Origin of the sequence: Gordonia amicalis NBRC 100051 = JCM 11271 (assembly GCF_000332995.1) — a bacterium.
Lineage (GTDB): Bacteria > Actinomycetota > Actinomycetes > Mycobacteriales > Mycobacteriaceae > Gordonia > Gordonia amicalis.
Genome location: NZ_BANS01000014.1, coordinates 122493 through 136757, shown reverse-complemented (window position 1 = coordinate 136757; position 14265 = coordinate 122493). Strand labels below are relative to the sequence as shown.

The 14265-nt window shown below is 67.7% G+C and carries 13 protein-coding genes; 12 read left to right on the top strand and 1 reads right to left on the bottom strand.

Annotated elements, in window-relative coordinates:
• Nucleotides 1-31: 31 nt before the first annotated feature.
• The 5 genes from GOAMI_RS07175 (at nucleotide 32) to GOAMI_RS07155 (ending at nucleotide 4516) form a co-directional block, all read left to right on the top strand.
• Complete coding sequence (locus tag GOAMI_RS07175) at nucleotides 32-1096, top strand: enoyl-CoA hydratase/isomerase family protein (RefSeq protein ID WP_006435775.1); 1065 nt, start codon at nucleotides 32-34, stop codon at nucleotides 1094-1096.
• Nucleotides 1097-1354: 258 nt separating this feature from the next.
• Nucleotides 1355-2116, top strand: coding sequence for a crotonase/enoyl-CoA hydratase family protein (locus GOAMI_RS07170; protein WP_006435774.1), 762 nt, complete (start codon nucleotides 1355-1357; stop codon nucleotides 2114-2116).
• 61 nt (nucleotides 2117-2177) lie between these two features.
• Nucleotides 2178-2948, top strand: coding sequence for an SDR family NAD(P)-dependent oxidoreductase (locus GOAMI_RS07165; protein ID WP_006435773.1), 771 nt, complete (start codon nucleotides 2178-2180; stop codon nucleotides 2946-2948).
• A gap of 99 nt (nucleotides 2949-3047) precedes the next feature.
• A complete protein-coding gene (locus GOAMI_RS07160) occupies nucleotides 3048-4058 on the top strand; it encodes an alpha/beta hydrolase (protein ID WP_006435772.1) in 1011 nt (336 codons plus the stop codon).
• A complete protein-coding gene (locus GOAMI_RS07155) occupies nucleotides 4055-4516 on the top strand; it encodes a MaoC/PaaZ C-terminal domain-containing protein (RefSeq protein WP_006435771.1) in 462 nt (153 codons plus the stop codon). The genes GOAMI_RS07160 and GOAMI_RS07155 overlap by 4 nt, the downstream gene beginning before the upstream one ends.
• 21 nt (nucleotides 4517-4537) lie before the next feature.
• On the opposite strand, the gene kstR is transcribed toward GOAMI_RS07155, so the two are convergent.
• Nucleotides 4538-5188, bottom strand: a complete 651-nt coding sequence (kstR, locus tag GOAMI_RS07150) for a cholesterol catabolism transcriptional regulator KstR (RefSeq protein ID WP_006435770.1) — start codon at nucleotides 5186-5188, stop codon at nucleotides 4538-4540.
• Nucleotides 5189-5324: 136 nt separating this feature from the next.
• On the opposite strand from kstR, the gene GOAMI_RS07145 reads away from it, so the two are divergent.
• From GOAMI_RS07145 to GOAMI_RS07115, 7 genes are all read left to right on the top strand, one after another.
• On the top strand, nucleotides 5325-7511 hold the full coding sequence (locus tag GOAMI_RS07145; protein ID WP_006435769.1) for an acyl-CoA dehydrogenase family protein: 2187 nt from the start codon (nucleotides 5325-5327) through the stop codon (nucleotides 7509-7511).
• A gap of 119 nt (nucleotides 7512-7630) precedes the next feature.
• On the top strand, nucleotides 7631-8761 hold the full coding sequence (locus GOAMI_RS07140) for an acyl-CoA dehydrogenase family protein (protein ID WP_006435768.1): 1131 nt from the start codon (nucleotides 7631-7633) through the stop codon (nucleotides 8759-8761).
• Nucleotides 8762-8765: 4 nt separating this feature from the next.
• A complete protein-coding gene (locus tag GOAMI_RS07135) occupies nucleotides 8766-9929 on the top strand; it encodes an acyl-CoA dehydrogenase family protein (RefSeq protein ID WP_006435767.1) in 1164 nt (387 codons plus the stop codon).
• Nucleotides 9926-10948 (top strand): bifunctional MaoC family dehydratase N-terminal/OB-fold nucleic acid binding domain-containing protein, encoded by a 1023-nt coding sequence (locus tag GOAMI_RS07130; RefSeq protein ID WP_006435766.1) that lies wholly within the window; start codon nucleotides 9926-9928, stop codon nucleotides 10946-10948. Before GOAMI_RS07135 ends, GOAMI_RS07130 begins: the two co-directional genes overlap by 4 nt.
• Nucleotides 10945-11403: a MaoC family dehydratase gene (locus GOAMI_RS07125; protein ID WP_006435765.1), complete on the top strand. Its 459-nt coding sequence runs from the start codon at nucleotides 10945-10947 to the stop codon at nucleotides 11401-11403. The genes GOAMI_RS07130 and GOAMI_RS07125 overlap by 4 nt, the downstream gene beginning before the upstream one ends.
• Nucleotides 11403-12575, top strand: a complete 1173-nt coding sequence (locus GOAMI_RS07120) for a lipid-transfer protein (protein WP_006435764.1) — start codon at nucleotides 11403-11405, stop codon at nucleotides 12573-12575. The genes GOAMI_RS07125 and GOAMI_RS07120 overlap by 1 nt, the downstream gene beginning before the upstream one ends.
• 53 nt (nucleotides 12576-12628) lie before the next feature.
• Nucleotides 12629-14260, top strand: a complete 1632-nt coding sequence (locus GOAMI_RS07115; protein ID WP_006435763.1) for an acyl-CoA synthetase — start codon at nucleotides 12629-12631, stop codon at nucleotides 14258-14260.
• Nucleotides 14261-14265: the final 5 nt, after the last annotated feature.

Sequence of the window (14265 nt, the reverse complement as noted above, 5' to 3'; positions counted from 1 at the left end):
TCCGCACGTAAAGCTCAGGAGGTTCACCGCCATGCAGACTCGTCGTATCTCGATCGCCGACCTGGCCGCAGCACCGGTCATCGGAGGTGGGGACCTGCTCGGGGACGGTGCCGCCGTCGTGTCGCCGGTCGCGCTGGTGGACCTCGACACCGTGGACGGCGTGACCGACGCCGACCTGGTCCGGGCGGCCGACCGTGCCTCGGCATCGGACGTCATCCTGGTGGGGACGTCCACCAGGATGATCGACGACGAACTGTTCCCTCTGCTGGACGGCCTCGATCTCACGTATGGCCCACACGGCGCCGACCATCGCGCGGTGATCGGCGTCGACGACGTCGAGGCGGCAATCCGGAACTTCACCGACGCGGTCTCACGATGTCCTCAGGCCTCGCTCGTCGCCGCGCAGGTGGTGCGCGCCGCCGAACCGCTCGATCCCGTCCCTGCCATCGATGTCGAATCCCTGGGTTACTCGACACTGCAGGGCGGCGACGAGTTCGGCCGCTGGCTGCAGGAGCGTCGCGCGAAGGGGCGCCCGCTTCCGCCGCCCGCCGTCGACGCGGTGCTGCTCGACCGCGACGGTGACACCCTGCGTATCACCCTCAACCGGCCCGAACGCCGCAACGCCTACGGCACCGCGCTTCGCGACGCACTCGTCGAGGCGCTGCGTCTCGCAGTACTCGACGACTCGATCGGCCACGTCCTCGTCGACGGTGCGGGCAGCTCGTTCTGTGCGGGCGGCGACCTCGACGAGTTCGGACACATGCCCGACGCGACGACGGCCCACCTGATCCGCACCCGCGGGGGAGCAGGTCGACTGGTGGCCGCCCTCGCCGACCGCGTCGAGGTCCGGCTGCACGGTCACTGTGTGGGCGCCGGCATCGAGATTCCCGCCTTCGCAGGCCGCGTCGTCGCCGCGCCGGACACCCGTATCCGTCTGCCCGAGGTGTCGATGGGCCTCATCCCGGGAGCCGGCGGCACCGTCAGCGTTCCCCGGCGCATCGGACGCTGGCGCGCCCTGCACCTGTTCGTGACCGGCGTCGAGATCGATGCCGCGCAGGCTCTGGCGTGGGGGTTGGTCGACGAGATCGGTTCCTGAGCTCCACAAACCCACCACTTTTCGGCATTTCCACCCCTTTCGCGGATGGTGGAAATGCCGAAAAAGGGTGGATTTGCGGCTGAGTTCGTTCGACCGGCGGCAGGCCACCTCGACGACACTTGTCTAACTCAGTTCGTTCATTTCGCCCATTGGGCGGCCTCTTTCTGATTACGATCACTCGTGAGCTGCGGCCGACGCCGCCCGAATCCGCGTGAGCGCGTTCGCAGCGATCGTTGAATCGGTGAGGGGTCAGCGACAATGTCCGACGCAGTTCTCGTGGAGCGCCGGGGGCGCATCCTCGTCATCACGATCAACCGGCCGCAGGCGCGGAACGCGATCAACCACGAGGTGAGTCAGTCGCTCGCCGATGCGATGGACGAACTCGACGACAGTCCGGAGCTGTCGGTCGCCATTCTGACCGGCGCGGGTGGGAACTTCTGTGCCGGAATGGATCTCAAGGCCTTCGCGGCGGGCGAGTCGGTGGCCATCGCGGGACGTGGTCTGGGCTTCACCCAGAAGCCGCCGGCCAAGCCCGTCATCGCGGCCGTCGAGGGATTCGCCCTCGCAGGCGGAACCGAACTCGTTCTCGCCACCGACCTCGTCGTCGCGTCGAAGTCGGCGAAGTTCGGCATTCCGGAGGTCAAGCGCGGCCTCGTCGCGGGCGCCGGCGGACTTCTGCGCCTGCCCAGGAAGATTCCCTACCAGAAGGCTCTCGAACTGGCGCTCACCGGCGACAACTTCACCGCCGAGCAGGCCGCGGACTGGGGCTTCGTCAATGTCCTCACCGATGAGGGCGGTGCGCTCGACGGTGCTCTCGCCCTTGCCGAGCGCATCACCGAGAACGGCCCGCTGGCCGTCGCCGTCACCAAGCGGATCATCGCCGAGTCGGAATCGTGGAGCGACGACGAGAAGTGGGACCGTCAGGGCGAGTTGCTGGCGCCGGTATTCACCTCGAAGGACGCGATCGAGGGTGCCCGCGCGTTCGCGGAGAAGCGCAAGCCCGAATGGACCGGCGCCTGAGCCTCGTCCGCAGTCAACTGCTCCTGTCAACCTGCACATGAGATCGATTTGAGGAGAACAGATGTCGTTTGAGGGTGAAGTCGTACTGGTCACGGGCGGTGCCGGTGGACTCGGCGCGGCGACGGTGCGGCGTCTGCATGCCGCCGGTGCGTCGGTCGTGATCGCCGACCTGGCCGACCGGCCGGCGAAGGAACTCGCGGAAGAACTGGGCGAGCGGGCGGTCTACGCGCGCACCGACGTGCTCGACGACGGCTCGGTGGACGCCGCGCTCGAGCAGGCGAGCGAACTCGGTGTCCTGCGTTATGCGGTCATCGCGCACGGCGGTTTCGGTGTGGCACAGCGGATCGTCAATCGAGACGGTTCGCCCGCAGAGATGAAGGGGTTCGTCAAGACCCTCAACCTGTATCTCACCGGAACCTACAACGTCCTGCGTCTCACCGCGGCGAAGCTCGCGGCCGGCGAGCCCAAGGAGTCCGGTGAGCGCGGTGCGATCGTGATGACCAGTTCGATCGCCGGTTACGAGGGTCAGATCGGGCAGACCGCCTACGCCGCCGCCAAGGCCGGCGTCATGGGTCTCACCCTGTCGGGTGCGCGCGATCTCGGCTCGGTTGCGGTGCGCCTGAACACCATCGCCCCGGGCACGATGCGCACGCCGATCATGGAATCGATGGGGGAGGAGGCGCTCACCAAGTTCGCCGCGGGTGTGCCCTACCCCAAACGACTCGGTCTCCCCGACGAATTCGCGGCGCTGGCGCAGCATCTGCTGGAGAACGGTTACATCAACGGGGAGATCGTGCGCCTCGACGGAGCGCAGCGGTTCCAGCCGCGCTGATCACAAACGCCTAACGACGACCGTCTCCGCTTGGGACGTCCCGCCGATCTCGGTTACCTTTGTTACGTCTGAGAACACTGTTAACAAAAGGGGCTACTGGTGCGTTCCTCGTGGAAGAGGCGACTGAGTGTCGTCGCGTGTGCCGTCGCGATAGCGGCGACCGGATGGGCACCGGCGGCGCTTGCCGCACCGGCGCCGGACCCGAATCGCGCCCGAATCGACACCGTCATCCACGATTCGGCCCAGCAGACGACGCTGATCGTCTACTCGGCCGCGATGCGCCGACTGGTGCCGGTCAACGTTCTGCGCCCCAACAACCGGACCAAGCCGCGTCCGACGCTCTACCTCCTCAACGGGGCCGGTGGCGGTGAGGACTCGGCGACCTGGGCGGCGAAGACGCAGTACGTGAAGTTCTTCCGCGACAAGCAGGTCAACGTGGTGACGCCCATCGGCGGTGCGTTCTCGTACTACACGGACTGGCAGCGTGACGACCCGGTCCTCGGTCGCAACAAGTGGACGACGTTCCTGACCCGAGAACTTCCCCCGTTGGTGGACAAGGAATTCAACACCACGCGGAAGAACGCGATCGCCGGCATCTCGATGGCCGGTACATCGGTGCTGAACCTCGCCATCGCCGCGCCCAGGCTCTACAAGTCGGTCGCCGCCTACAGCGGTTGCGCCCGCACCAGTGATCCGCTGGGGCAGACGTACATTCGGATGGTCGTCGCCGACCGCGGCATGGGCAACGTCGACAACATGTGGGGCCCTATCGGTTCGGCGGGCTGGCACAAGAACGACCCGTACATCAATGCCGCGAAGTTGCGCGGAACCAAGGTCTACATGACCAGTGGCACCGGACTTCCCGGCTGGTACGACCGTCTCGAGGCCCCGCTGGTCGCCGGGGATCCGTTCACGCTTGCCAGCCAGGTGGTCGTCGGTGGCGTCATCGAAGCCGCGGTCAACGAGTGCACCAAGCAGATGGCGCAGCGCATGCGCGCGCTGAAGGTCCCGCACAAGGTTCTGTTCCGTCCCGACGGCACGCATTCCTGGGGTTACTGGGAGCGCGACCTCAAGACCACCTGGCCGATGATCGCCAACGACCTGAAGTGAGCGAACCCGATCGACTGTGGGCCGACGACCTCGAGACCGGACAGGTCTTCCGGTTCGGCACGCACCACGTGACCGAAGAAGAACTGCTCGACTTCGCGCGGGCCTGGGACCCACAGGACTTCCACACGGACAAGAACGCGGCCGAGGCCGGCGCCTACGGCGGGCTCATCGCGAGCGGACTGCACACGATGTCGATCTACCAGAAGCTCGCCGTCACCTCGGTCCTGTATCGCTGGAAGGTCATCGCGGGCAAGCGTCTTGCCGATGTCGTCTTCCTGCGGCCGGTGCGTCCCGGCGACACGTTGACGGGTTCGCTGACCATCGACGCCGTCGAATTCGACGACCGCGACCGGGCGCTCGTCACGTCCACCTCGGAACTCGTCAACGTGGCCGGCAAGCCGGTGATGCGGACCGTCGTCGAGGCATATGTGCACGCCCGGCCGAAAGCCGCACCCTGAGAGGTCCGTGGCGGACTCAGCTCAGTTGGCGCGGTCTTTGAGCAGCAGCCGGACGGTCAGTTCGAGTCGATTGGTGACGTCGGTGGCCGACGCGCGTCGGGTCAGCCACTGCACGAGGTTCGACATCCACACATCGGAGAGCACGCGGGCGATCGCGAGATCCTCTTCGGTCGGCTCGCCTTCGTCGACGATGGCGCCGGCGAGGAGCCGGTCGATGATGCCGGCGACCTGATCGACCTCGGCGGTCGCCGACGCGTCGGCGAACATGAAGGCCCGGGTCATCGCCTCGGTGAGCAGCGGGTCGCGCTGCATCGCGAACGTGATCATGTCCAGGACGTGGCGCAGACGGTCGACTGCGGTGTCGCCCCGCAATTGTGAGCGGTCGACCTTCGACTCGACGCGCTCGAATTCACGCGCCAGCGCGGTCACCAGCAGGTGGACCTTGGACGGGAAGTAGCGGTAGAGCGTGCCGACCGCGACGTCGGCCTTGTCGGCGACGGTGCGCATCTGGACGGCGTCGTAGCCGCCCTTGGAGGCGAGGGCGAGGGTCGCGTCGAGGATGCGGCGACGACGTTCGCGCTGCGCGGTGGAACCGGCTTCGGGCGACGCGGCTGGGGTCGAGGTCCCGGCTGGGGTCTCGACCGCGGCATTGCCTGGTGCAGAGCGGGCCATGTGCTTTCGAACATCCTTCACGTGATCGGCGATCGGGTAGGCGAGGAACACGGGTGGCTACCCGATCACCTCCACCCATGGCATATTAGAACAGGTTCTAATTATTCCTCACAACTCGACATACAGAGGATCACTCGTGACAATCGCCACGTCTTCCGAGCAAATCGCGGTATGCCACAGCATCGAGTCCTGGGCGCGCGCCGTGAAGGTGACCGAACTCGTCCGCGCCGACATCGACAAACCGCGCGATCAGTGGACTCAGCTGTTCGGCCGGCTCGCGGAGTTCGGAGTGTTCGTGGCCGCGGTGCCGGAGGCGGCCGGTGGGCTCGGAGCGGGCTTCGTCGACGTGGCGGCCATGGTCGAACAGTGTGGCATCGAGCTGGTCCCCGGGCCCATCGCGCCGACGGTGACCGCCGCGATCGCGCTCTCCACCAGCTCCGATGCGCGGGCGCAGGAACTGCTCGACCGCGTACTCGAGGGTGCGGTCCCCGTGGTGACGCCGATCGTGAGCCACACCGCTCGGGCCGGCGTCCCGCTGTCCGACACGCTCGACCTCGGACTCGTCGGGGGCTACGCCGAAGGGGTTGCGGTCCTGGCGGCGCTCGACGTCCCGGGGCGGAACGGCCGCTGGTGGGTCATCCCGCCGGCAGTCGGGCACGCCGACATCGCGCCGGAGGCACCGCTCGACGGCACCACCTCGGTGGCCCGCGTGCAACTGTCCGGAGTCACGGCGGACGACCTCGTCGAACTGCCCGACGCGCCGCTCGTCGAGGGACTGCTGTCGGCGACGCTCGCGGCGTATCAGAGCGGGGTCACCCGCTGGGCCCTCGACACCGCCGTCGACTACGCCAAGGTCCGTACGCAGTTCGGTGTGCCGATCGGCTCCTTCCAGGCGATCAAACACATCTGCGCCGAGATGCTCTGCCGCAGCGAAGAGGTCACGGCGGTCGCCTGGGACGTGGCCAGTGCGGTCGACGATGTGCTCACCGCGTCCGACGGTGACACCGACTCCGCGCGCGAGCAACTCGAGATCAGCCGGCTCGCGGCCGACGTCGTCGTGGCGGAAGCCCCGGTGGCCACGGCCAAGGACTGCATCCAGGTGCTCGGCGGCATCGGGTTCACCTTCGAACACGACGCGCATCTCTACCTCCGGTCCGCGCTTGCGGCCCAGGCCGCTCTGGACGGCGCCCATCACGCCGCCACGACACTCGCCGACCGGGGTCTCGCGGGGGCGCGCCGACGATTCGCGCTCGACCTCTCGCGGGTCGAGGACCAGCGAGACGAGGTCCGCGCCACCGTCGCCCGCATCGCGGAGGCCGACGCCGACGACCAGCGGCGCGTTCTCGCCGAGACCGGCTATCTGACCCCGCACTGGCCGAAGCCGTACGGTCTCGGCGCCGACGCCGCGCTGCAGCTGCTCATCGACACCGAACTCGACTCGGCCGGCGTCGTCCGGCCCGATCTCGTCATCGGCGCCTGGGCGATCCCGACGATCCTGTCCCACGGCACCGACGCGCAGCGTGAACGCTTCGTCGCCCCGACCCTCGCCGGCGAGATCGTCTGGTGCCAGCTGTTCAGCGAGCCGGAGGCGGGTTCGGATCTCGCGGCGTTGCGCACGAAGGCGGAGCGCGTCGAGGGCGGCTGGAAACTGTCCGGCCAGAAGATCTGGACCTCGCAGGCGCACAACGCGCAGTGGGCGATCTGCCTGGCCCGCACCGACGCCGAGGCGCCGAAGAACAAGGGCATCACCTACTTCCTCGTCGACATGTCCTCGCCGGGTATCGACATCCGGCCGCTCCGCGAGCTGACCGGTCGCGCCAACTTCAACGAGGTCTTCCTCGACGAGGTCGTCGTGCCCGACGACTGTGTGGTCGGCGAGGTGAACAACGGCTGGCGGCTGGCGCGCACCACCCTCGCGAACGAACGCGTGGCGATGGGCGGGTCGGGTCTCGGCAAGGAGATGGAATCACTGCTGCGGCAGGTGCAGGGCATGAGGCGTGAGCTGACCGACGCCGAACGTGCGGCCCTCGGCGGTCAGTGCGCCGATGCCCATGTCGGCCGGGTCCTCGACGCCCGGGCCGCGACGCAGCAGCTCGCCGGACTCGACCCGGGCGCGCTGTCCAGCGTCCGCAAGCTCATCGGCGTCCAGCACCGACAGTCGGTGCCCGATCTCGCGCTACGACTCCTCGGCGTACAGGGCCTGGCGGCCACCGAGGCGTCGGACGCCGTCCTCCAGAATCGTTGCCTGTCGATCGCCGGTGGGACCACGCAGATCCTGAAGACCGCGGCTGCGGAACGCATTCTCGGTATGCCTCGCGGCTGACCGGTCCCATCGGCCTGAAACCGCAGATAAAACGCGATCTCTACCCTCCGGTGCGGGGACTCTGATACAACTAGAACAAGTTCTAGTTCTGTAGTTCGCGCATGGTGAGGAGACGCAGGGTGGACTTTGCCCTGGAAGGTACGGCGGTTGCGGTCCGCGACGTCGCGGAGGACGTGTTCGCACGACGACAACCCGACTGGGAGTCGACCTTCGGCAAGCGGGGTTCCGGCGAGGCGGGTACAGGCGATCAGGTCGGGGGCTTCGACGCCGAGACCTGGCGGGCGCTCGTCGACGCCGGGCTGCTCGCGTTGCCGCTGCCGGCCGACCGCGACGGTGACGAGGTCGACGAGGCGGGACTCCTCCCGCTGTTCCGACGCATGGGGCGCGCCGCTGCGGTGACCCCGGCACTGGGAACCCTGACCGCAGCCCTCGTCTTCGCGAAGGCCGGGTCCCCCGAGAACGTTGCCGATGTCTGGTCGCGATGGGGCGAGTCGCTGACGGGTGGCCGGTGGGCGGCCATCGCGATCGGCGAACACGGCGACCCGCTGACACCGACTCCCCAGACCAGCGTCCGGGGTGGGCGACTGAACGGCACCAAGGTCGGGGTCCTGCACGCCGAGGGCGCTTCGGTCCTGCTCGTCACATCCGACGCCGGCGTCGTGGCCGTCTCCCCGACCTCCGACGGTGTCACGCTCACGCGCACTCCGGCGTCGAGTGGGTGGGGCGAATACACCGTCACCTTCGACGACGTCCCGGTCGACGACGCCGACGTCATCAGCCGTGAGCTGTCGGTCCTGCGGGACCGTTACCGTCTGGCGCTCTGTGCCTACGCCGACGGTCTCGTCGCCGGCGCGACCCGGCTCACCGCCGACCACGTCTCGACACGCGAACAGTTCGGCAAGTCGATCGCGTTGTTCCAGGCCGTCGGACAGCAACTCGCCGACGTCTACGTCATCGGACGGTCGATGGAGCTGTCGACCACCGCAGCGGCGTGGCGGTTGTCCGAAGGGCTCGACGCCGCAACCGATCTCGGCATCGCCGCCTACTGGCTGGCCGAGGAGATCCCGCCGACGCTGCGGACGATGACCCACCTGCACGGCGGCATCGGCGTGGACATCACCTATCCGCTGCACCGGTACTTCTCCATCGCCAAGGACCTCGCCCGCCTGGTGGGTGGCGCCGCCGTGCGACTCGACGAACTCGCCGACATCACCGAGGGCGCTGCCCCGGCCGACCGAGCACAGGGGTGAGCACATGTTCATCGATCTGACGCCCGAACAGCGCGCGCTGCGCGAAGAACTCCGGGAGTATTTCGCCGATCTCGTCACTCCAGACGAGGCCGAGATCATGCTGACCGAGCGGCACGGACCGGCCTACCGCAAGGTCATCAAGCGCATGGGCGAGGACGGCTGGCTCGGCGTGGGGTGGCCGAAGGAGTTCGGCGGCAAGGGGTTCGGTGAGATCGAACAGCAGATCTTCACCAACGAGGCCGTCCGCGCCGATGTCCCGCTGCCCTCGGTCACGCTGCAGACGGTCGGCCCGACCCTCCAGGTGCACGGCACCGAGGAGCAGAAGCGGAAGTTCTTGCCCGCGATCCTCGCCGGCGACGTGCACTTCGCCATCGGCTACACCGAACCCGAGGCCGGCACCGACCTGGCGTCGCTCACCACGACCGCGGTCCTCGACGGCGACCACTATGTGGTCAACGGGCAGAAGATCTTCACCACGGGTGGGCACGACGCCGATTACATCTGGCTCGCGGTGCGGACCGACAAAGATGCGCCCAAGCACAAGGGCATCTCGATCCTCATCGTGGACACCAGGGATCCCGGCTTCTCCTGGACCCCGATCATCACCGCCGACGGCGCCCACCACGTGAACGCCACGTACTACCAGGACGTGAAGGTCCCGGTCTCCATGCGCGTGGGCGAGGAGGGCGACGGCTGGAAGCTGATCACCACCCAGCTCAACCACGAGCGCGTGATGCTCGGCCCGGCCGGACGCATCGACGGCCTGGCGGCGCGGCTGCGTGCCTGGGCCCAGCGACCGGGACCCGACGGCACCGTCATCGCCAAGCACCCGGACGTGCGTCGGGCGCTGGCCACCATCGACGCCTACGGCCGGATCAACGAGCTGCTCAACTGGCAGGTCGCCTCCACCGGCGAGGCGATCTCCATGGCCGACGCCGCCGCGACCAAGGTGTTCTCCACCGAGCGCATCCAGACGGTGTGCCGCATGGCCAACGAGATCGTGGGGCGCTACGGCGATTTCACCGATCCGGAGACCGCGGCGTTCGTCGACTGGCTCGACGTCCAGCAGAAGCGCCACGTGGTCATCACCTTCGGCGGCGGGGTCAACGAGGTCATGCGCGACATGATCGCCACCGCCGGACTCGGACTCCCGCGAGCCAAGCGATGAGCGCACCCGAGCCGGCCGGCGACGAGGCGGTCCGTGTTGCCGCCCAGCAGATCATGGACTCGGGTGCGAGCGCACCGGTACGTGGACGCGATCCCATCAACCAGCCGATGATCAACAACTGGGTCGAGGCGATGGGTGATGAGAACCCCATCTACGTCGACGATGCCGCGGCACGCGCCGCCGGACATCCGGGCGTGGTCGCACCGCCGGCCATGGCCCAGGTGTGGACGATGCGCGGACTCAACGGAGCTCGCACCGCCGACGATCCGCTCGGCCGCGCGACCCAGCTCTTCGACGAGGCGGGTTTCACCTCGGTGGTCGCGACCAACTGCGACACCGTCTATCACCGCTACACCCGACCGGGCGAAGAGGTGTCGCTGTCCGCCGAACTCGTCGAGGTCGTCGGACCCAAGAACACCGCACTCGGCGAGGGCTGGTTCTTCACCACCCGCAACGTGTGGTCCGTCGAGGACGAAGTCGTGGCGGAGATGCGGTTCCGCATCCTGAAGTTCCGCCCGGCGGCGAAGGCCGCTGCGCCTGAGCCGGTGTCGTCGGCTCCCGATGACCTCGACCCGGCGAAGCTGCTCAAGCCGAGCGTCTCCCGCGACACGGCGTTCTTCTGGGAGGGCGTGACTGCGCACGAACTGCGCATCCAGCGCGACGGAGACGGCGTTCTGCGCCATCCACCGGTCCCGGCGACCTGGAAGCCGCGCGAGGCCGACGGTTCGGTGCCGGAGACCGACTACGTCGTCGCGTCGGGAACCGGAACCGTCTACAGCTACGTCGTCCACCGGGCGCCGAAGGTCCCCGGCCGGCAGTTGCCGTTCGTCGTCGCTCTCGTCGAACTCGACGAGGGGGTGCGGATGCTGGGTGAACTGCGCGGCGTCGCACCGGAAGACGTCACGATCGGGATGCCGGTACGGGTGACGTTCCTGGACTTCCCCGCCCGAGACGACGCCGGAACACCGGCGTGGACGCTGTACGCGTGGGAACCGGCGAGTGAAGGGGGAGAAGCGTGACCAGTGTTGCCACTCCGGTGGTGAGCGGAGGAACCACGTTGCCGCCGTCGGTCATCGACGCGACCCCGACCTTCGTCGTCGCCACGGCCCTCGCCACCCGCGACTTCCAGGACGTCCATCACGATCGCGATCTGGCGCAGGCCAAGGGGTCCAAGGACATCTTCGTCAACATCCTGACCGACACCGGCCTCGTTGAACGGTTCGTCACCGACTGGGCCGGTCCCACCGCCCGAATCCGTTCGATCGCACTGAAACTGGGTGTGCCGTGGTACGCCTACGATTCGGTCACCTTCACCGGTGAGGTCACCGAGATCGCGGACGACGGCCTACTGACGGTCGCCGTCACCGGAACCAATTCGCTCGGCAAGCACGTCATCTCGACCGTGACCCTCACCATCGGCGAGGGCTCCTCGGCGGCGAATCAACACGCGACGACGCAAGGGGAGGGGCACTGATGGGCGGGCTGTCCGGACAGGCGGCGATCGCCGGCATCGGGGCCACCGAGTTCTCCAAGGACTCCGGCCGGAGCGAGCTGCGGCTCGCGGCCGAGGCGGTGTCGGCGGCGATCGCCGACGCGGGTCTCACCCCGGCCGACGTCGACGGTCTCGTCACGTTCACCATGGACACCAACAGCGAGATCTCGGTGGCCCGTGCCGTCGGAATCCCCGAGCTGACCTACTTCTCCCGAATCCATTACGGCGGCGGCGCCGCATGCGCGACCGTCCAGCAGGCCGCGATGGCGGTCGCGACCGGAGTCGCCGACGTCGTCGTCGCCTACCGCGCGTTCAACGAACGGTCGGGACTGCGGTTCGGACAGGTGAATTCGGCGGTCGCCAACCAGGAGAACTCCTCGGGCACCGAGAACGCCTTCAGCTATCCGCACGGGTTGTCGACGCCGGCGGCATTCGTCGCGATGATCGCCCAGCGATACATGCACGACTACGGCGCCACCAGTGCGGATTTCGGCCGGATCGCGGTCGTCGACCGCAAACACGCCGCGGTCAATCCCGACGCCTTCTTCTACGAGAAGCCGATCACTCTCGAGGATCATCAGAACTCGCGGTACATCGCCGAGCCGTTGCATCTGCTCGACTGCTGCCAGGAGTCCGATGGCGGTGTCGCACTGGTGATCGTGTCGGCCGAGCGTGCCAAGGATCTGCCGAACCGGCCCGCCGTGATCTCCGCGGCGGCCGCCGGCTCCGCGGCGGATCAGTACATCATGACCAGCTACTACCGCGACGAGCTGGCGTCGTTGCCCGAGATGGGTCTCGTCGGACGCCAGCTCTGGTCGCAGTCCGGCCTCGGTCCCGAGGACATGGACATGGCCGTCCTCTACGACCACTTCACGCCGTACACGCTGCTCCAGCTCGAAGAGCTGGGCTTCTGCGGACGCGGTGAGGCCAAGGACCTCGTTCGTGAGCCCGGGGCCCTGGAGGTGGGTGGCCGGCTGCCGCTCAACACCCACGGCGGCCAGCTCGGCGAGGCCTACATCCACGGCATGAACGGCATCGCCGAAGCCGTCCGCCAGCTCCGGGGCACCTCGGTCAATCAGGTCGACGGCGCCGAGAAGGTCGTCGTCACCGCCGGAACCGGAGTCCCCACAAGTGGATTGGTGCTGACCGCATGAGCGCCGATCCGAGCACCGAATCACGACTACTTCCGCAACAAGGAGAGCGCACGATGAAGTTCAACCTCGCCGATGTCTTCGAGACGGTCGCCGATTCGGTGCCCGAGCGGATCGCGCTCAGCTACCAGGGTCGCCAGATCAGCTACGCCGAACTCGACCGGCTCTCCAACCAGGTGGCACACCTGTTCGCCGGCGCCGGGATCGGCGCCTTCGACAATGTGGCCCTGTTCCTCAAGAACAGCGTCGAGCACGTGACCTGTCTGCTCGGTCTGCTGAAGGTCCGCGCCGTGCCGGTCAACATCAACTACCGGTACACCAACGCCGAACTCCAGTACATCTTCGACAACTCCGATTCGCGTGCGATCGTCGTCGAACTCCCCGAACATCAGCGCAGCGTCGCCGCGCTGCTCGCCGAGACCCCGACTGTCCGAACGGTGTTCGTGATCGGTGACGTTCTCGAAGAACTGACCGCGGCCGCCGCGGACCTGCCCGACGGCCGCACGGTGGAGATCGTGTCCTTCGCCGACGCGGAGTCCACGCCGGACAACCGGGACTTCGAACCGCGCAACGGCGAAGAGCTGTACCTGCTCTACACCGGTGGCACCACGGGCTACCCCAAGGGCGTCATGTGGCAGCACGACGACTTCTTCCGCAAGCCGCTCTCCGGTGGCAACCCCTACGGTGATCCCCGCAAGGACCTCGAGGAGATCGGCACGGCGATCAAGGATTTCCCGTCCATCGCCTTCCTGCTGGCGGCCCCGCTCATGCACGGTGCGGCGTCGTACTCACTGTTCACGTTCTTCACCCTCGGCGGTCGCCTGGTCATCCAGCGCGACTTCGACCCGGCGGCCATCGTCACCGAGGTCGAGAAGGAGAAGGTCAACATCGTCCTCATCGTGGGCGACGCCATGGGCATGCCGCTCGTGGAAGAACTGGAGAAGCGCAAGGACGACGTGGACCTGTCGTCGATGTTCTCCATCACCTCCGGTGGCGCCATCTGGTCGCAGCACGTGCGCGACCGCATGCTCGCCGTGAAGCCGGATCTGGTGCTGCGCGACAACTTCGGTGCGTCGGAGTCGGGCAACGACGGCGAGATCCTGATGGACGACAACGGCAACCTGAAGGTGCCGCCGACCGATCGCATGATGGTCGTCGACGAGCGGCTCAACAAGATCGAGCCGGGGTCGGGCGACGTCGGGTACATCGCGCGCATCGGCAACGTGCCCCTCGGCTACTACAAGGACGAGGAGAAGACCGCGAAGACTTTCCCGACACTGCCGGATGGCACCCGGATCTCGATCCTGGGGGACATGGGAACCGTCGAGGCCGACGGCTCGATCGTCTTCCTCGGCCGCGGCTCGCAGTGCATCAACACCGGTGGCGAGAAGGTCTACGCCGAAGAGGTCGAGGCCACGCTGCACGCGCATCCGGCGATCGCCGACGCGCTCGTGGTCCCGGTTCCCGACGAGAAGTACGGCCAGCGGGTCGCCGCGGTGATCGCGCTCGCCGAGGGCGCCGACGAACCGTCGCTCGAGGCGATCCAGGATCACTGCCGGGAAACCCTCGCCCGCTACAAGGTCCCGCGCACCGTGGTCTTCGTCGACGAGGTCAAGCGCACGCCGGCCGGCAAGGCCGACTACCGCTGGGCCAAGGCGGAGGCGGCGAAGGAGAGCACGCCCGTCTAGGCCCG